The organism is Collinsella aerofaciens (assembly GCF_018785245.1).
Taxonomy (GTDB): Bacteria; Actinomycetota; Coriobacteriia; order Coriobacteriales; family Coriobacteriaceae; genus Collinsella; species Collinsella aerofaciens_AD.
On sequence record NZ_WQPL01000022.1, the window covers coordinates 1 to 17,282 of the forward strand.

General features: G+C 61.2%; 16 protein-coding genes and 1 pseudogene. 7 read left to right on the top strand and 10 right to left on the bottom strand.

Annotation, left to right across the window (positions count from 1 at the left end):
* A pseudogene (locus GPK39_RS05300) lies at positions 1-198 on the top strand (hypothetical protein); the annotation flags it as partial.
* A gap of 389 nt (positions 199-587) precedes the next feature.
* On the opposite strand, the gene GPK39_RS05305 reads toward GPK39_RS05300, so the two are convergent.
* Both GPK39_RS05305 and GPK39_RS05310 read right to left on the bottom strand, forming a co-directional pair.
* Entirely contained in the window at positions 588-1,007 is a 420-nt protein-coding gene (locus tag GPK39_RS05305; protein WP_215674197.1) for a PTS sugar transporter subunit IIA, read from the bottom strand.
* Positions 1,008-1,142: 135 nt separating this feature from the next.
* Complete coding sequence (locus GPK39_RS05310) at positions 1,143-1,847, bottom strand: GntR family transcriptional regulator (RefSeq protein WP_215674199.1); 705 nt, start codon at positions 1,845-1,847, stop codon at positions 1,143-1,145.
* A 280-nt stretch (positions 1,848-2,127) separates the two neighbouring features.
* Here GPK39_RS05310 and GPK39_RS05315 point away from each other — a divergent pair, with 280 nt between their 5' ends.
* From GPK39_RS05315 to GPK39_RS05330, 4 genes are all read left to right on the top strand, one after another.
* Entirely contained in the window at positions 2,128-5,166 is a 3,039-nt protein-coding gene (locus GPK39_RS05315) for an insulinase family protein (protein ID WP_215674201.1), read from the top strand.
* Between the two features lie 155 nt (positions 5,167-5,321).
* Positions 5,322-5,585 (top strand): type II toxin-antitoxin system HicA family toxin, encoded by a 264-nt coding sequence (locus tag GPK39_RS09810; protein WP_215674203.1) that lies wholly within the window; start codon positions 5,322-5,324, stop codon positions 5,583-5,585.
* Positions 5,578-5,907 (top strand): type II toxin-antitoxin system HicB family antitoxin, encoded by a 330-nt coding sequence (locus tag GPK39_RS05325; RefSeq protein WP_022094981.1) that lies wholly within the window; start codon positions 5,578-5,580, stop codon positions 5,905-5,907. The genes GPK39_RS09810 and GPK39_RS05325 overlap by 8 nt, the downstream gene beginning before the upstream one ends.
* A gap of 146 nt (positions 5,908-6,053) precedes the next feature.
* Entirely contained in the window at positions 6,054-6,650 is a 597-nt protein-coding gene (locus GPK39_RS05330) for a 5-formyltetrahydrofolate cyclo-ligase (RefSeq protein WP_215674204.1), read from the top strand.
* 23 nt (positions 6,651-6,673) lie between these two features.
* Here the strand turns inward: GPK39_RS05330 and metA are convergent, their stop codons facing one another.
* On the bottom strand, positions 6,674-7,600 hold the full coding sequence (gene metA, locus GPK39_RS05335; RefSeq protein ID WP_006235124.1) for a homoserine O-acetyltransferase MetA: 927 nt from the start codon (positions 7,598-7,600) through the stop codon (positions 6,674-6,676).
* A 211-nt stretch (positions 7,601-7,811) separates the two neighbouring features.
* Between metA and GPK39_RS05340 the strand changes: the two genes are divergently transcribed.
* The gene (locus GPK39_RS05340; RefSeq protein WP_215674206.1) at positions 7,812-8,789 is read left to right on the top strand and encodes an L-lactate dehydrogenase; all 978 of its coding nucleotides are present in this window, start codon (positions 7,812-7,814) and stop codon (positions 8,787-8,789) included.
* A 131-nt stretch (positions 8,790-8,920) separates the two neighbouring features.
* On the opposite strand, the gene GPK39_RS05345 is transcribed toward GPK39_RS05340, so the two are convergent.
* The 3 genes from GPK39_RS05345 to GPK39_RS05355 form a co-directional block, all read right to left on the bottom strand.
* Positions 8,921-9,889, bottom strand: a complete 969-nt coding sequence (locus GPK39_RS05345; RefSeq protein WP_215674208.1) for an SIS domain-containing protein — start codon at positions 9,887-9,889, stop codon at positions 8,921-8,923.
* Between the two features lie 144 nt (positions 9,890-10,033).
* Positions 10,034-10,789 (bottom strand): GntR family transcriptional regulator, encoded by a 756-nt coding sequence (locus GPK39_RS05350; protein WP_215674210.1) that lies wholly within the window; start codon positions 10,787-10,789, stop codon positions 10,034-10,036.
* A gap of 2 nt (positions 10,790-10,791) precedes the next feature.
* Positions 10,792-12,768 (bottom strand): RecQ family ATP-dependent DNA helicase, encoded by a 1,977-nt coding sequence (locus GPK39_RS05355; RefSeq protein ID WP_215674212.1) that lies wholly within the window; start codon positions 12,766-12,768, stop codon positions 10,792-10,794.
* Between the two features lie 120 nt (positions 12,769-12,888).
* On the opposite strand from GPK39_RS05355, the gene GPK39_RS05360 reads away from it, so the two are divergent.
* Entirely contained in the window at positions 12,889-13,092 is a 204-nt protein-coding gene (locus GPK39_RS05360) for a hypothetical protein (protein ID WP_215674214.1), read from the top strand.
* 16 nt (positions 13,093-13,108) lie between these two features.
* Here the strand turns inward: GPK39_RS05360 and GPK39_RS05365 are convergent, their stop codons facing one another.
* From GPK39_RS05365 to GPK39_RS05380, 4 genes are all read right to left on the bottom strand, one after another.
* Positions 13,109-13,828 carry a GntR family transcriptional regulator gene (locus GPK39_RS05365; RefSeq protein WP_215674215.1) on the bottom strand — a complete coding sequence of 240 codons (720 nt, stop codon included), beginning with the start codon at positions 13,826-13,828 and terminating at the stop codon, positions 13,109-13,111.
* Between the two features lie 218 nt (positions 13,829-14,046).
* The gene (locus GPK39_RS05370; RefSeq protein WP_215674217.1) at positions 14,047-15,054 is read right to left on the bottom strand and encodes a YitT family protein; all 1,008 of its coding nucleotides are present in this window, start codon (positions 15,052-15,054) and stop codon (positions 14,047-14,049) included.
* 354 nt (positions 15,055-15,408) lie between these two features.
* A complete protein-coding gene (locus GPK39_RS05375) occupies positions 15,409-16,038 on the bottom strand; it encodes an HAD family hydrolase (protein ID WP_215674219.1) in 630 nt (209 codons plus the stop codon).
* Positions 16,039-16,197: 159 nt separating this feature from the next.
* Positions 16,198-17,181, bottom strand: a complete 984-nt coding sequence (locus tag GPK39_RS05380) for an SIS domain-containing protein (RefSeq protein ID WP_226812387.1) — start codon at positions 17,179-17,181, stop codon at positions 16,198-16,200.
* Between the last annotated feature and the right edge of the window lie 101 nt (positions 17,182-17,282).

Sequence of the window (17,282 nt, forward strand, 5' to 3'; positions counted from 1 at the left end):
AAGGCCCCGGCGCCCGGCGCGGACGTCCCCGCGGCGATCCGGGCGCGCGCCGACGCCTGCACCGCCAGGCTCTGCCGCCGCCGCGAGGCGCTGGCGGCGGCGGGCAAGAGCTCGTGCAAGGCAAACGCCGCCGTCGCGCGCGAGCTCGCCTGCTGGGTCTGGGAGATCGGGCGCCGGGCGGAGGGGACCCTCGGCTGACCCCGTCGGACAACAAGCCTCCCGCCGGGAGGGCCCGCGCCTCGACGCATCGCCGGCGCGCGTTCACGAACCTTTTTTGGGCAGCCCAAGGGCCGCGCCCGTGAACAAGACTGGTTTCGGACGAGCGCGCCGGACGGAGAATCGAAATGCGGTGGGGTGCGCGGACATACCGGGCTGACCGCCGGCAGCGCGCCCGCAAGAGCCCGCGGATATTAGCTTGCCAGGCAAGCGTCGACTAAACGTGCAGCGTGCGCGGGCCCTCCCGACGGGAAACGAAAAAGCCCGGTTTAAAACCGGGCTCGAACAAACACGCCTATTGACAATGGCTTTCTCATATTATAAAGGTAATGACAGGCGTGGCCCTTAGCTAGGGCTCGAACCAGAACTAACTAGAACTCTTCTTCTTCGACATCGGCAAGCATGTCCGCCGCCTCACAAAGCATGATAAACGAACGTGATCCCTCGACCGCGGCTTTGGCCTTGTCCGCATCCAGGGAGTCCAGCTGTGTAGCCATTTCCACCAGCAGCGGCAAGTTCATTCCGGTGATCAACGTAAACGATCCGGCGGTCTGCCTCTGAATGAATTCGTTGTTTACGGAACCGCCAAAGATGTCAGTTACGACAAACCACGTGTCGGCCGGATCCTTTGACTCCATCCAAGCATCGATAAGCGCTGCGACATCCCTCGTGTCGTCATCGACATAGGCGCACAGACACTCGATTCGGTCGTTGGCGCCCATCAGAATCTCCAGAGAGCTTTTCATACCTTGGGCGAGATAACCATGACTCGCTAGCAATATCTTATTCATAGTTCTCCAATATCAATAAGACGTACTATATTGTCATAACAAAGTATATAAGCAATCTACCCTACGCGGTGTGTCTATTTTCCAAATCCGCGAACGGTAGCAATTGGTCGGTAAATCGACCAATCTATCTCTAATTTACAAGTAGAACTTCAGTCGCTCGGTGCAGTACACCTGACGGGAGATGAAAAGCGGCTCGCCGCTTGGAGCATAACGTCTATCGACAAACAGAAGCAGCGGAGAGTCCAGCTCCACGTTAAGGTATGCCGCCTCGAGCTCGCTCGCATAGCAGACCTCGAGCGTACGCGTGTTGGGACCCATCTTGATCCCCTGGCGATCGAGTACCGCCATCAGCGAATCCTCGAGGGATTCATGCTCCAAAAAAGAAAGCGCAGCGGAATAGCTATTGGTTTCCAGCATCGTGGGCTTGTCATCCACAAGGCGCAGACGACGACTACGCAATACCTTTTGGGTATCGTCTACGCCTAGGAACTTCGCGTCTCGCAGGCTTGGGAAGTCCCAGCCCATTGCGAGAACCCTGGTAGACGCCTGTTTTCCAGCAAGCTGGCACGAATGGGTAAAGCTCTCACGGTCGTCCGCGGCATACATCTGTGTGTCCGACGAAACGAACGTGCCCTTGCCGCGGGCCCTCTCAACAAGCCCAGCATCTTCCATTTCTTTAATTGCGGAGCGAACCGTTATTCGGCTCACGCCAAATTGCTCGATGAGCTCCGCCTCGGTCGGAAGCTTATCTCCCGGGCGGTACGTGCCGTTGGCGATCGAATCAGAAAGCGCACGAACAATCTGTTTGTACAGGGGGATAACGCTATTTGCTTCAACCATTTCAACCATACCTTTGCAAGGAATCAGCAGCTTATAGATAGATGACTTATATTGTATTAGAACTTTTTAGGAGTCCATATATTTCCTAAATGATTTGGTAAACGGGGTGTTATTTAACTTTAGCGGGATGCAGCGGCTACCCGCGGCATTCGTTATCAACCTAGCTAGGCTAGTCCAACCACATCGTCTCCAGTTCGCCGCAGAGCCGCGGCCCCATATGGGTATACTCTCGAGGATTCGACTCGATTCGCCCCCGCTGGGGCGTCAAAGGAGACTGCATATGCCCACCACCTCAACCGACCCGCGTGCCGCTGCCGCCGCGCTGCTAGTGCCCGGTACCACCTGCCACGGTTTTGCCGTCGAACGCTGCGAGACCGTGCCCGAGCTCGACTCGGACGCCTACGTGCTGCGCCACACTGCCTCGGGCGCTCGCCTGCTGTACCTGGCGTGCGACGACGAAAACAAGGCTTTTGCCATTGGCTTTAAGACGCCGCCGGCCGATTCCACCGGCGTGTTCCATATTCTTGAGCACTCGGTCCTGTGCGGATCGGCCAAGTTCCCCGTCAAGGAGCCGTTCGTCGACCTGATCAAGAGCTCCATGCAGACGTTCCTCAACGCCATGACCTACCCCGACAAAACCATCTACCCCGTTGCCACCACCAACGAGCAGGATCTATACAACCTGATGGACGTGTACCTGGACGCGGTGTTCAACCCGGCCATCTATACCAAGCCCACCATTTTTGAGCAGGAGGGCTGGCACTACGAGCTGGACCTGCTGGAGGGAGCCGAGGACGACGGCAGCGCCGCGAGCCTGCGCGAGGGCACGCTGCGCTATAACGGCGTGGTGTTCAACGAGATGAAGGGCGCGCTGTCCGACCCCATGAGCGTGCTGGACGACGCCGTCAACGCCGCGCTCTATCCCGACACCGCCTATGCGCACGAGAGTGGCGGCGACCCGCGCGCGATTCCCGCGCTCACCTACGAGCAGTTCCTGGACACGCACGCGCGCCACTACAATCCTTCCAACTCCTACATCACGCTCTATGGCGACCTAGACGCGGACCGCGCGCTGGCCTTTTTGGACGAGCGCTATCTGTCGCAGCCGAGCGCCGCGAGCCGGCGCATGGATGCAGCCGTTGCCGCCGACGAGGACCCGTCCACGCTGGCACCCAATCCGCTGGGCGTGCAGGCGCCCGTGACCTGCGAGTATAAGCGCGTCGAGATGGCCACCACGCCCAAGAACGCCCTGGTGGGCCTGGGCCTTGTACTGGGCAGCGCACTCGACCGCAAGCGCACAATCGCGGCGGATATCCTGTTCGAGGCGCTGCTGGGCTCCAACGAAGCACCGGTTAAGAAGGCCATTCTGGCGGCGGGTCTGGGCGGCAACGTGGTGAGCTACACCGCGGCCGAGAGCCTGCAGCCCTACGAGCTCATCATGCTGCAAAACGCGCAGCCCGGCGTGGCGCGCGAGCTGCGTCGCGTGTTCCAGGACGCCTGCCGCGACCTGTGCGAGCACAGCGTTCCGCGCGAGCGCCTGGAAGCCATCATCAGCAGCAACGAATACGACCTGCGCCAGCGCGACTACGGCATCGCTGACGGCGTGGCCATTGCGTGCGACGCGCTGAGCACCTGGCTCTACGATGACGACGCCGCGACGTTGGCGCTCAAGTACGGCCCGGTGTACGAGGAGCTGCGTGGCGAGCTGGACGGCAGCTATTTTGAGGACCTGCTGCGCGAGCTGGTGCTGGAAAACGACCACATGGCACTAGTCGAGCTGGTGCCGGTGGACGCCGCCGAGGGTTCGGAGGGTGCCGAGGCCGCCGAGCTGGCAGCCAAGCGCGATGCCATGACCGATGCCGAGCTGGCCGACGTGGTCGAGCGCACGGCCGCGCTGCGTGCCGCGCAGGAGGCGGAAGACACGCCCGAGGCCAAGGCCACGCTGCCGCGCCTGCGCGTGTCCGACATTGGCGAAGCGCGCCCCGAGCCGCCGCTGGTCGCGGACACGACCGCGCCCATCCCCTGCCTGCGCCACGGCATCCCCACCAACCGTCTGGCCTACGCCATGCAGTATTTCGACCTGAGCTGCGTCGCGTTTGAGGACTTGCCCTATGTGACACTGCTCTGCCGCCTTCTCAAACAGCTGCCCACGAGCGAGCACTCGGCCGAGGAACTCGACAACTTGCTCGCTGGCAAGCTCGGCTTTTTGAGCTTTACGACCGAAGTCATGACGCAGCCCGAAGTGGACGGCGTGCGCCCCTACCTGCTGGTGAGCGCCGGCGCCCTGTCCGAGAAGATCGATGCGCTGGCGAGCCTGCCGCGCGAGGTATGGTCGAGCACGCTTTTGGCAGACGCCGACGCCGACCGCATGCGCGACGTGCTCACGCAGATTCGCATTGGGCTTGAGCAGGGCTTTATCAACAACGGCCACTCGGCGGCGCTCGGTCGCGCGATGAGCTACAGCTCGCCTTCGGCCGTGGTTCGCGAGCAGCTTTCGGGCGTGGACTTCTACCTGTTCCTGCGCGACCTGCTCGACCACTTTGACGAGCGCGTGGACGACCTGCGCGCCAAGCTTGCCGAGCTGGCAGGCCGCATCTTTGTGGCCGATGGCTGCATGGCGAGCTTTACCGGCAGCGACGAGGACTTTAACGCATACTGGGCCGCCGCGGGCGACCTGGGGCTGGGCGCTGGCGACAGCACCGATGCCGGCCGCAACGCGCTCGTGGTGCCGACGCCGCGCGACCGCCACGAGGCCTTTGTCATCCCCAGCGACATCTGCTTTGCGGCAAGCGCGTGCGACCCGCGTCGCCTGGGCATCGACGTGACGGGCGCCTGGGCGGTTGCCGCCAACGCGCTCTCCTACGACTATCTGTGGAACGAGATCCGCGTGAAGGGCGGCGCGTACGGCTGCGGATTCCGCGCGGCAGGCGAGCGTCAGACGGCGTTCTACACCTACCGCGACCCGGCAATCGACCCCTCGATTGAGCGCGTTGCGCGCGCAGGCGAATGGCTCGGCAGCTTTGAGCCCGACGAGGCCGCCTTTGAGGGCTTTATCGTGAGCTGCGTGAGCGGCATGGACGCGCCAGTGAAGCCGTACGCGCTCACCAAACGCCGCAACACGACCTACCTGGCCGGGCTCGATCCGCATGCACGCGAGGAGCGCCGCGCCCAGATGCTCGCCGCCACGCCCGGTGAGCTTCGCTCGCTCGGCGCCGACGTGACGTGCATCGCAGCCGTCTCGCCCACCTGTGTCTTTGGCGGCCGAGACGTCATCGCCAAGAGCAACGCCGGCTTTAACGTAGTCGACCTGCTGGGCTAAGGCACGGCAAGCAAAACTACCACGAAGGGCGCAGTTCACAGGCGCCCTTCGTGGTAGTTCGAACACTTGTTCCATACGTACACATGTTCTATAGTAGGGATGCTTGCATCGGACTTAAATTGCAACTAGAATATAGTTGCAGAATGTGAGGCGGGATGACTCGGACCGATAAACTCATCGCCCAACTGCTTAGCTGCCCTTCGACGTATCGGTATACCGATTTTTTAAAAGTCATGGCTTCATATGGCTTTGAAATGGACAGCAAAGGCAAGACATCCGGATCGCGTGTTCGCTTCTACAGGCCATCAGATGGCAGGGTGTTCGTAATGCACGCACCACATCCATCTGACGAATTGACAGCGGGGACCATTCGAAACATCGTTCGATTTCTGCAAGATGTCGGAGGTAGTCATGAGTAACGTTTTGGCATACAAGGGTTATTTCGCCCCAGTCGAGTTCGATGCCGAACAGCATGTGCTAACAGGTATGGTCGCCGGCATTAGGGACGCAATCGTATTTGAAGGCTCCACAGCTGAAGAAGTGGAGCAATGCTTCCACGACGCCGTCGACGATTACCTTGAGTTTTGCGCCGAGAAGGGCAAGGAACCCGAGCGGGCTTTTAAAGGCTCGTTCAACGTAAGGACGGGCTCTGAACTCCACAAGCAAGCAGCGCTGGCAGCGGCAAAGAAGGGTGAGTCACTCAATAAGTTTGTGACTGAAGCAATCGCTGCGGCGTTATAGCATTAACGCATAGGCCCAAACAACCACAAAGGGCGCAGTTCGCAGGCTTATTTGCGGTGACTTTACTGCCCATATCGCGTTTGCCCGGATGAAACCTGCCAAAATAAACCTGTCCCTATTTGGCAGGTTTGCTAGAGGAGGCCGGAATGGACAAGGCTGAGTTGCGGCAGGTGATGATTGCTCGTCGCGATGCTCTTGATTTGGATGTGCGGGCGGCAAAGTCTGCCGCTATCTGTGCGCGGCTCGTTGAACTGCTGGATCGCTTGGGTGCCGCTGCTCCGCACACCGTTGCCGTCTATGCCGCCATGGGTTCCGAAGTCGACCCTGCCGCGTTTGCCGCTGCGGCCGCCAAACGCAGTTGGCGCGTGGCCTATCCGTGCATGCTCTCGGCAACAGACGCCATGGCTTGCGGCCAGCGCATGTGTATGCGGGCAGTCTCTGCCGGCGATGCGTCCGAGGCCCCGTTTATCGCCCACCCTACGCGGGCCTTCGCGGCCACGGACGTCGACAGCGACCACTTCCCTATCGTGCCTGCCGAAGCTCTCGACATGATTATCGTGCCGCTTGTAGCCTTCGACCGCGCCGGCGCGCGCCTGGGCTACGGCGGCGGCTGCTACGACCGCGACCTGCCCACGCTCTCGCCCGCATGTCAAATCATCGGCATCGCCTTTGACGAGCAGCGTGTCGACCATGTTCCCACCGATGCCCACGACCTGCCGCTACCCCACATCATCAGCGCCTAACGGCTGGCGCACCTCCCGACGGCCTAGTGTTCCTCGCCGGCGCGGGCCAGGTCGTAGGGCGTGGTCTGGTAGACGTAGTAGTTGAGCCAGTTGGTGTAGAACAGCTGAGCCTGGCTGCGCCAGACGTTGCGCGGCTCGGCGGTGGGGTCGTCGCCCGGGAAGTAATGTGCCGGCACCTGAGGGTTGAGCCCGCGCTTCACGTCGCGCTCGTACTCCAGGCGCAACGTGTCGGTATCGTACTCGGGGTGGCCAAATACAAAGAAGCGACGGCTGTCGGTCGACTTGACGATATACAGGCCAACCTCGTCAGACACGGCCACGACCTCAAGCTGCGGCTCGGCCTCCACGTCCTCGCGGCGCACATCGGTGTTGCGCGAATGCACGGCATAGAAGCGGTCGTCGAAGCCACGGACCAGCGGGCTTTGCGGCTTCACCAGATAATGCTCGAACACGCCGCTTGCCTTTGCCGGCAGGTCGTACTTCTGGATACCGTAATGATGGTACAGACCGGCCTGTGCGCCCCAACAAATGTGCAGCGTAGAGTGCACGTGCGTGGTGGACCAATCCATGATCTGGCAGAGCTCGGGCCAGTAGTCGACCTCCTCGAACGGCATCTGCTCCACCGGCGCGCCCGTGATGATCAGGCCGTCGTAGTGGATGTCGCGGATGTCGTCGAACGTGCGGTAAAACGTCTCCAGGTGGCCGGCGCTCACGTGCGTGGCTTCGTGCGTTTTGGTGCGCAGCAGGTCCACCTCCACCTGCAGCGGCGTGTTGGAGAGCTTGCGCATGATCTGCGTCTCGGTGGCGATCTTGGTGGGCATGAGGTTGAGGATGAGCACGCGCAGCGGACGGATGTCCTGGTGCAGCGCGCGGTACTCGGTCATGACAAAGATGTTCTCGCTCTCGAGCTGCGCGGCGGCAGGGAGGGCGTCGGGGATGCGAATGGGCATGGATGCTCCTTACGAGTCAGTTGCAGCTATGGTACAACGAGCGGCCCCGTCCGCGCGAGCACATCGCCCGGCGATGCCGTCAGCGGCCCAAATCACTCCAAAAGTAGAGATTAAGGCATGTCCCAAAAATCTACAGCGCTTTAGCCTAGCAAAGTGGCAGCAGGACGCTACAATGGTTCGACGCGAATAACTCGGCCGAAAGGATACATATATGTACCAGACGCGTAAGATCGGTGTGGTCGGCCAGGGCCACGTAGGAGCACATGTCGCCAACAGCCTGCTCATGCAGGGCATTGCCGATGAGCTGTACCTGTGCGATATCAACGAGGCCAAGGTGACGTCCGAGGTCCAGGACCTGCGCGACTCCCTTTCGTTTGTCCCGTACAACACCAAGATCGTCAACTGCTACGACCACTACGAGGAGCTTGCCTGCTGCGACGTCATCGTCAACGCCGCCGGCAAGGTCGCACTGGCCGCCGGCAACCGCGACGGCGAGCTGTTCTTTACCACCGACGCCGCCCGCACCTTTGCCAAACGCATCGTCGACGCCGGCTTTGACGGCATCTTCGTGAGCATCTCCAACCCCTGCGACGTCGTGTGCACCGAGCTGTGGCACCTGACCGGCTACGATCCCAAGAAGATCATCGGCTCGGGCTGCGGCCTGGACTCCGCCCGCCTGCGCACCGAGATCTCCAAGAAGGTCGGCGTGAGCCCCAAGTCCATCGACGCCTACATGATCGGCGAGCACGGCTTTAGCCAGCTCGCCGCCTTTAAGGCCGCAACCATCGCCGGCAAGAGCCTCAACGAACTTCAGGCCGAGAACCCCGACAAGTATGCCTTCGACCACATGGAGATCGAAGAACTCGCGCGCAAGGGCGGCTACGTAACCTACCAGGGCAAGCAGTGCACCGAGTACGCCGTCGCCAACTCCGCCGCTCGCGTCTGCGCCGCCGTGCTGCACGACGAGCACGCCGTGCTTTCGGCCTCTACGCTTATGACCGGCCAGTATGGCGAGGAGGGCATCTTCACCTCCCTGCCGTGCGTGATCGGTGCCGAGGGCGTCGAGGAGGTCTACACGCTCGACCTGTCCGAGTACGAGCTCGAGGGCTTCCATAAAAGCTGCCAGCACATTCGCGACAACATCGCCCAGCTCGACTGGTGGGACGCCGAGGCCTACGACGCGAAGTAGACCGTTGGCTGCCACAACCTCGCGAATCTAAGCGCGATACCAAGCGGGCCGCGCCGGAAATCCCCGGCGCGGCCCGCTTTTTGACTCACACGACACGCTTGCGAATCGAAGGTGAATGCTTTCCCCGTTACCTAGTACTGCTCGATGCCCATGTAGCGACGAACCTCGGGGCTGTGGTCGAAGACCTTGCCGCGCGCGGCGCGCAGCTCGCAGCTCATCGCGTAGAAGAAGATCGGCTCCAGGAACGAACGCACGCTGGCAGGCACCTCGCCCACGCCGTACTCGAGCGCGTCGAGCACCATGACCGTATCGGTGTGCGTGTTGAGGAACGCCAGCGCGCGCTCCTCCATGGGGCGGCACTCGCCCGATCCGAGCTGCACAAAGTAAAACACGCCGGGCTCGGTGGCCTCGAACGGGCCGTGGAAGTACTCGCCGGAGTGAATATAGCAGCAGTGCTGCCACTGCATCTCCATGAGCGAGCAGATGGCCATTGCGTAGGTCTGGCTAAAGTTGGGGCCGGATCCCAGGATATAGAAGAACTTGTGCTGCTGACAGAGCTCGGCAAAGCGGGCGCCCAGCTCGGCGTTGACCTTCTCGCGGGCGGCGGGCAGCAGCGCATCCATCTGCTTTAGGCCCTCGTACATGTCGGCGAGTGCCTCGTAGCCTTCCTGCTGGTCGAGCATCTCGGCGGCAATCAGAGCGCCGATGCCCTGAGGCACCTCGGCCTGCGGCACGCCCTCGCCCCAGGGGTAGACCCAGGTGGTCCACTTGCCGTTGTCGATCTTGGAGTCCTCGCAGTCGGTGAGGGCAACGACCTCGGCACCGGCCGCCAGCGCCATCTCGCAGCCGTCGACGACCTCTTGCGTGTTGCCGCTGTGGCTGCAGGCAATAACGAGCGACTTCGGCCCTAGGCTCTTGGGGGCCATCAGGCAAAACTCGCGTGCCGTGTAGACCGTCGAGGTAAACGTGGTGGCCTCGCGCTTGAGCAGCTCGTTGGCCGGCATCAGGTCGATCATCGAACCGCCGCAGGCGATCCAAAAGACGTTCTCAATTTTGCCCTTGCGCTCGATGATTTCCTGAATCAGATCGCGTGCGTTCATGGTGATGCCCCTTCTTGTGTGGCGGTTTTGAACGACTGCAGCTCGTACCTGCAGTCGTTCTATGTTGTCCTATTTATAGCACGCACGACGACGTCCGTGAAGCCATTCCACCAAACTTGTTCTATATTGTTCTATCTATGGACGTTAGATGTCGAAGACGTAGCGCGAGCCCACGATCTTTTGGCGGCCGAGCAGTAGAGGGCGCCCGCCAGCGTCGGTAAAGTAGGCCTCCATATAGAAGAGCGGCTCGCCGACCGGCACCTCCAACAGCGGGGCCGCCTGAGCATCGGCGAGCGCGATCTCCACGGTGCAAGGGTCGGACTTGAGCGGTGCACGGCCTGAATGCTCGGCAACGAGCGCAAAGATCGAGTTATCGGCGAGGTCCTTATCGGCAAGCGTCTGCAGATAGGGATGGTCGGCGAGCACAAAGGCGTTGTTCTCGAGCATGACGGGCACGCCGTCTGCCGTGCGCACGCGCTCGACAACGATGAGCTCGCAGCCGAGCTCTACGCCAAAGAACGCCGCGTCCTCGCGCGTCGCCGCAACCACCGTGCGCGATACCAGACGCGCTCCGGCCACCATGTCGTTGGCAGCGCAACCCTCGGAAAAGCTCTGAACGTCACCCTTCTGGACAATCTTGCGCTTGAGCTTGGGCGCGCACACGAACGTGCCCCTCCCCTGCTGGCGGTTGAGATACCCCGCGCGCGACAGCTCCTCGATGGCGCGGCGCACGGTGATGCGTCCCACGCCGTAGTACTTCGCGAGCTCCATCTCGGAAGGAATGCGCGAGCCGGATGCGTACACGCCACGCGCGATCTCGCCCTTTAGATCGTCCATAACCTGCTGGTACAGCGGCACAGCGGACACCTCAGTGCGCTCGGTTTTATCGTCGAATGCCATCGTTACGCTCCATCCCGTGCATGCTCGGACTCAAACTCTTCAATCGCCGCCATAAACTGCTCGCCAAAGGCGTCGGCCTTTTTCTCGCCGATGCCGTTGACCCGGATAAGCTCGTCGCGCGTCTGTGGACGCAGGCGGCACAGACCGCGCAGGGCCTTGTCGGAAAAGACCATATACGGCGCCATCTCCAGCTCCGTCGAGATCTCCTTGCGGAGGGCACGCAGGCGCTCGAACAGCTCGGCATCGTCGCCAACGCGCGGGCGCTGATCCGGCTCGGCCTCCTCGCGCAGCAGATCGACGGCACGGCGGGCGCGGGCCGAAGCTTTGCGCTTGGACGCGCGACGCTTAACGGTAAAGGCGAACGCCTCATCCTCGACCTCGACGGCACGCGGACCCAGCCCCACGACCGGGTACTGCCCTTGCGAGGTGGCCAAATAACCGCGACCGCACAGCTGGCCGATGATGTCCTTGATGCGCCCGACCGATTCGCTCGACAGCTCACCGTAGCCGCGCTCCTCGTCCAGATGCATCTGGCGAATGCGCTCGGTGTTGCCGCCGTGGAGCACGTCGGCGATCAGCGACTTGCCAAAGCGCATGGGACGCGTGGCCACATAGCGCACGGCGGCGCGGGCCATATCGGTGACGTCCTCGACCTCGAACTGCGTGAGACAGTTGCTGCAGTTGCCGCAGCCCTCGGCGTCGTCTGCCGTGCCGCCCGCGGCGGCTGCCGCATGCTCGGCCGCCGCCTCGTCGCCAAAATAGCGCAGCATGTATTCGCGCAGACAGCCAGTGGTATTGCAGTAGCCCTCCATCTGGCTGAGCAGGCGATAACGGTTCTGGAGCGCCCACGCGCGCTGCTCGTCGTCGAGCGCCTCGTCGGCCGCATCGCCGCGGTCGATCAAAAAGCGGCGCATGCGAAAATCGTTACCGTTCCACAGCAAGTGACAGCTGGCCGGATCGCCATCGCGACCAGCGCGGCCCGCCTCCTGGTAGTAGGCCTCGATGCTCTCGGGCACGTTGTTGTGGATCACGTAGCGCACGTTGGGCTTGTCGATGCCCATGCCAAAGGCGTTGGTGGCAACCATCACCTGGATGTCGTCGTCGATAAAGGCACGCTGGCTCTGGCGGCGGGCGTCGCTGCCCATGCCGGCATGGTAGCGCCCCACACGAATGCCGCTGGGGCCCAGTGCCTCGGCAAGCTCCGCGGCCAGCGCATCGACCGTCTTGCGAGTCGAGCAATACACGATGCCGCTCTCGCTCGAATGCGCGATCACATAGTCGCGCACCCACGCGGCCTTGGCCTTGTCGCCCATCTCCTCGCAGCCAAAGTAGAGGTTCTTGCGATCGAAGCCCGTCACCACGGTCGCGGGGTTTTGCAGTCCGAGCATCTGCTGAATGTCCGCGCGCACGCGCTCAGTCGCCGTGGCGGTAAAGGCCGCCACGATGGGGCGCTGCGGCAGGGAATCGATGAACTCGCGAATCTGCAGGTAGGCGGGGCGGAAATCCTGGCCCCATTGGCTCACGCAGTGGGCCTCGTCAATAGCCACGAGCGGCACGCCAATGCCGGCGGAACCCGCGGCCTCCTGGGCAAAGGCTAAAAAGCGCGGCTCGAGCAGGCGCTCGGGCGCCACGTACATAAGCTGGTAGCGGCCCTCGCGCGCCCGCTTGAGCACGGTGTTTTGCTGGGCCGGAGTAAGACTGGAGTTGAGATAGCTGGGTCGCGCACCCGCCGCGAGCAACGCGCGGGTCTGGTCCTCCATAAGCGACAGCAGCGGACTCACCACAAAGGTGATGCCGGGCAGCATGAGCGCGGGCACCTGGTAGCAAATGGACTTGCCGGCGCCCGTGGGCATAACACCCAGCGCATCGCGACCGGCAAGGATCGCATCGACCATGCGGTCCTGCCCCGGGCGAAACGAGGTGTAGCCAAAATAGGCGCCGAGCGTGTCGAGCGCCATCTGCTGCATGCTATCGGTCATGGTTTCCTAACGTCCAAGTCATCTGCCGCCGATTATACGCCGCCACGCGGACAGCAGCACACGGCCGCCGCCCAGACTAGTCGTTTAAGAACGCCCCCAACGGCTAAGGAGTGTCCCCAGGTGCCGGCAGAAAAGGAACGTCCCCAAGTGCCGCATCCGGGCCATGGCAACGCCGATGTTTTGGCAACGACAGCGAAAGCCCGCCAGAGCGAGCAAGGTGCCTTGAAACAAGGCGGCATTGATCTTCTGATCATGCCGCCGAAGTTGAAAGGCAGATTGCCGCTCTGGCGGGCTTGCAGCGTCGACCGATCCGCCGTTCGTTAGAACGGCGGAACCAACCCTACATCACCATAACGTAGCGCGATCCCACGTAGTACTGCTTACCCATCAGGACCGGCTCATCGTTGGGACCGGTAAAGCCGGCACGCAGATTGAGCAGCGGATCGTGCGGAGCAATGCCCAGCTCGGCCGCCTGCTCGGCGTTAGCTCGAACGGCCTCGACCGTACGGTAGCCAACCGAGACAATCGGGATTCCGCCAACACGCTCGACCTCGGCAAAAATCGACTTGTCCTCAAGATCGGCCGTCAACAGCTCACGGTAGGCGTCAAACGGCACAAAGATGTTCTCCTCAAAGATGGGCTCGCCGTCGGCCGTGCGCACGCGCTTGATATGCAGCAACAGCGCATCCTTCTGCAGGCCAAAGAACTCCATCTCGTTTTGGCGCGCCGGAACGATCTGGCGATCGATCACGTGCGCACCGGCCTTCATGCCGTTGCCGGCACACAGCGCGGTAAACGTCTGCAGCGTCGAGGCGTGAAACTGGCGGTTGATGTGCGGCGTGGAGACAAAGGTGCCGCGGCCCTGCTGCTTAACCAGGTAACCATCGGAGCACAGCTCCTCGACAGCGCGGCGCACCGTAATACGGCTCACCTCGTACTGCTCGGCTAGTTCAAGCTCGGACGGAATACGCTCCTTGGGTGCATAAACACCTTTTTCGATCGCATCCTTGATTTCGTCATAAATCTGCTGGTAAAGCGGTGCATTTTTGGGCGCAGGCATATCTGATCACTCTTATCAAAATAGCTAAATTTCTCATACGTATATAACGTCTAGTTTCATGTTACCTCATATTGATAAAACGATACACCCTCCCTACCAAAAAGCGACAGCTTCATTTTGGTAGGTTTTATCTGGGCAAACGAGAGCCCTCGAAAGCAACGGGGCTTTCGGGGGGCTCGTTCGGATGGGTTGCGCAGGACCGGCAAAATGCCAATACCCTACTTGCCGTCGTCCTGCTGCAGGCTGTCCTGTTCGCTGAGGCGCGCCTGCCTGCTGGCCATGCGTGCGGGCTTGTCGGGATCGGGAACGGCCGTGGGCATGGGCTCGTCGACATGACCACCCCACCAGCCGCCCACAAAGTTGAGCGTGTGGAACACGTTGATCACGGCGTCGGGATCAACGTCGCACACCAGCTTGATAATGTCCTGACTCTCGTAGGTCGAGACAACGGTGTTCAGCAGGTACATCTTTTCGCGGCTATATCCGCCGACGACCTCGGCGCAGCTAATGCCGTGCTGAAAATGGTTTACGTAGGCAGTCATGACCTCGTCTGCCTTACGCGTCGTGATCTGCAGCGTCACGCGATCGTAGCGACGATAGAAACTGTCGATAGTCTTGGTCGAAATAAACTGGAACACGATGGAATAAGCCGCCTTGTCCCAGCCAAACATAAAGCCAAAGATCGCCAGGATAAAGCAGTTGAAACCAAAGATGACGCCCCAGATGGTCTTGCCCGTGTGGTTGGAAACCCACAGCGCGATAAAGTCGGTGCCGCCGGTGGATGCGCCGGATTTAAGTGCGATGGCAGCGCCCAGGCCCGAGACCACGCCGCCAAAAATGATGAGCATGATCTTGTCGCCCAAAAATGGAGCGAAGTGAAAGACGTTGAGGAACAGCGACGAGAGCACGACCTGCATCATCGAGAAGATGACGAAGCGCTTGCTAATGCCGCTCCAGCATAGGAGCGCCACGGGGATGTTGAGCGCGAGCATACCGAGCGAAATGTCGATGCGAACGCCGCCCAGCGAGGTAACGCGATCGAGCAGGACCGCAACGCCGGTGAGGCCACTCGGAAGCAGGTCGGCGGGCTGAATGAACGCCTGGATCAGGAATGTCTGGAGAACGGCGGAAATAGTGACCGCCACGGCAGTAATGGCGCGGCGGACGATGGTGAGGCGGCCGAGCATGAGCACGCGGTCCGTGAGCTGATCGATGGCGTTCGCCACGTAGGCTCCTTTCGAAGGCAGATGTGGTTGTGGGGCATGCCCGCGATTGTAGCATGGAGCGTGCGGGGGCGCTTCAATTCAACCTCCCTCGACAACCAAAACGGGACCAGCAACACCACGACCAAAGGGCAAAATTCCAAGTGAGTAGACTTTTTACGATCTGCCGAGCACACCCAAAACCGCCATCCCTGTGACCTGCGGTTTTACAAAGGAAGATATGCATTGTGCTCGGCCTGCGCCAAAAAGTCTACTCACTTAGCCCGAATCGAAGCCAAGCGGATCAAAATCGAAACCAAATCGAGCCAGTCCACCGCAAAAAACGTTTGAACCAGTGCTTCTCGCGGCGGATTGACACTACAAAGCGGCCAAAATATCGGTCAGATTATCGATAACGGCATCGGCTCGCGATTGATCGAGGTTGACACCCTCGTGCGGACGCAGCGCCAGGACACGGGCGCCGGAGCGCTTGCCGGCCTCGATGCCCAAAGGCGAGTCCTCGATAACCAGGCACTCGGTAGGCTCCACCCCCAGCGCCTCCATGGCACGCAGGTAGATCTCGGGGTCGGGCTTAAACGCACTGCACTCGTGACCGCTGATGGTGTAATCCAGCACATCGGCAATGTCAGCGATCTCCACCAGTTCGTCAATCAACTCGCGATAGGACGAGCTCGCGATGGCACACTTCACGCCGTGCTCGCGCAGCTTGCGCATCACCGGCTCCGTCTGCTCGTTGAGCAGCTCGGCATACGGAACGGGGTGGTCCGGGCTGTAGACCTGCTTGTACTCCACGCGCAGGCGCTCGCGCAGCTCAACATCGTCGGGCACCAGCGCCTCCCAAATGGCCGGCTCGTTAGACCCCGAAAGATCGGGAATCTCGTCAAAGTGGAACCCCTTCTCTTCCATAAACGCCACGCGGCGACGGTTGTAGAACCACTCGGTATCGACCAGCACGCCGTCCATGTCAAACAGCACTGCCTTAATCATACGCATCTCCTCCCACCTGCCAAAAAGGGACAGGTTTATTTTGGTAGGTTTTATCTGGGATTTGCGACGCGACAGACACGCCCTCCCCAGAGCAAAAAAGGGGACGGGGCGCAAACCCCATCCCCTCTCAATCAACCCGTAAGGTCTACTTACTTGTGATTAGTAGGAAAGCTTCCACATGTAGCGACGCATGGTCAGCGGGTGCTGACGGGCCTCGGCGATCTGGTTGCCGTACTCGCGCATAACGGCGAGGTGCAGCAGCGGGTTGAAGTAGGTGACGACGCTCGCGGGCACGGCGTCGGCCAGGCCGTAGTCCTTGGAGTCGATCAGAGCGACCTTGGCGCCCATGCGCTCAAGGAAGGTGAGGGCGCGAGCGTCCATCGGACGGGTGGCGCCATCGGACATGAAGAAGACGTAGGGCTTACCCTCGGTGGAAACCTCGAACGGGCCGTGGAAGTACTCGCCGGTGTTGTAGGCGGCGGCGTCGATCCACTGCATCTCGGTGAACAGGAAGGCGGCGTGAGAATAAGCCATCTTCTCGGAGGCACCGGAGGCCATGAAGTAGATCATCTTGTCGTCCTTGAAGTCCTCGGCGAACTTCTTGGCGAGCTTCTTGCAGTGCTGAGCGGCGTTCTCGCAGAGATCGAAGACGTTGGTGAGGCCGGTGATCATGTCCTCGTAGTGGTCATAGCCCTCGGTCTGCTGAAGGATCTCGACAGCAAGAGCGATGGCATAGCCGGGCTTCTCGCACTTGGCAGCGTAGTTGGCGTGGAAGCCGTGAACGATGACATGGTCGGCGTCGACGGTCAGAGCGGAGCCAGCCTTGTTGGTGAGGGAGACGACCGGGCAGTTGTGCTTCTTGGCGGTCTTGTTGGCCTCGACGGTCTCGGGCGTGGAGCCACCGAGGGAGCAGGTGATCACGAAGGTGTGCTCGTTGACCCAGGAAGGCGTGTCGTAGTTGAACTCGTTAGCGGTGAAGATCTGAACGTTCAGCTTGTCCGTGTTGTTGGCCAGGAAGTACTTGGCGGGGTAAAGGTCGGACATGGAGGCACCGCAGCCGACGAAGGCGACGCTGTGGATCTCGTGGTTGGACAGGACGTCAGCGACGATCTGCTTAGGGAGGTTAAGGTCGATCTCGTACATCTGACACATTCCTTTCATTTTTTGCGGCGCCACATTGCCGGGCGCTCGCAGGGTTACCGTGGTTTGGACCGAGTCGCCGGCCCATTGAGGATGCGACAAAG

Excerpts from the sequence above, each read along its gene's own strand:
- metA (WP_006235124.1), bottom strand. The coding sequence starts at position 7,600 with ATGCCCATTCGCATCCCCGACGCCCTCCCTGCCGCCGCGCAGCTCGAG.
- GPK39_RS05340 (WP_215674206.1), top strand. The coding sequence starts at position 7,812 with ATGTACCAGACGCGTAAGATCGGTGTGGTCGGCCAGGGCCACGTAGGA.
- GPK39_RS05305 (WP_215674197.1), bottom strand. The coding sequence starts at position 1,007 with ATGAATAAGATATTGCTAGCGAGTCATGGTTATCTCGCCCAAGGTATG.
- GPK39_RS05365 (WP_215674215.1), bottom strand. The coding sequence starts at position 13,828 with ATGCCTGCGCCCAAAAATGCACCGCTTTACCAGCAGATTTATGACGAA.
- GPK39_RS05310 (WP_215674199.1), bottom strand. The coding sequence starts at position 1,847 with ATGGTTGAAGCAAATAGCGTTATCCCCCTGTACAAACAGATTGTTCGT.
- GPK39_RS05355 (WP_215674212.1), bottom strand. The coding sequence starts at position 12,768 with ATGACCGATAGCATGCAGCAGATGGCGCTCGACACGCTCGGCGCCTAT.
- GPK39_RS05350 (WP_215674210.1), bottom strand. The coding sequence starts at position 10,789 with ATGGCATTCGACGATAAAACCGAGCGCACTGAGGTGTCCGCTGTGCCG.
- GPK39_RS05380 (WP_226812387.1), bottom strand. The coding sequence starts at position 17,181 with ATGTACGAGATCGACCTTAACCTCCCTAAGCAGATCGTCGCTGACGTC.
- GPK39_RS05325 (WP_022094981.1), top strand. The coding sequence starts at position 5,578 with ATGAGTAACGTTTTGGCATACAAGGGTTATTTCGCCCCAGTCGAGTTC.
- GPK39_RS05375 (WP_215674219.1), bottom strand. The coding sequence starts at position 16,038 with ATGATTAAGGCAGTGCTGTTTGACATGGACGGCGTGCTGGTCGATACC.
- GPK39_RS05345 (WP_215674208.1), bottom strand. The coding sequence starts at position 9,889 with ATGAACGCACGCGATCTGATTCAGGAAATCATCGAGCGCAAGGGCAAA.
- GPK39_RS09810 (WP_215674203.1), top strand. The coding sequence starts at position 5,322 with ATGACTCGGACCGATAAACTCATCGCCCAACTGCTTAGCTGCCCTTCG.
- GPK39_RS05315 (WP_215674201.1), top strand. The coding sequence starts at position 2,128 with ATGCCCACCACCTCAACCGACCCGCGTGCCGCTGCCGCCGCGCTGCTA.
- GPK39_RS05330 (WP_215674204.1), top strand. The coding sequence starts at position 6,054 with ATGGACAAGGCTGAGTTGCGGCAGGTGATGATTGCTCGTCGCGATGCT.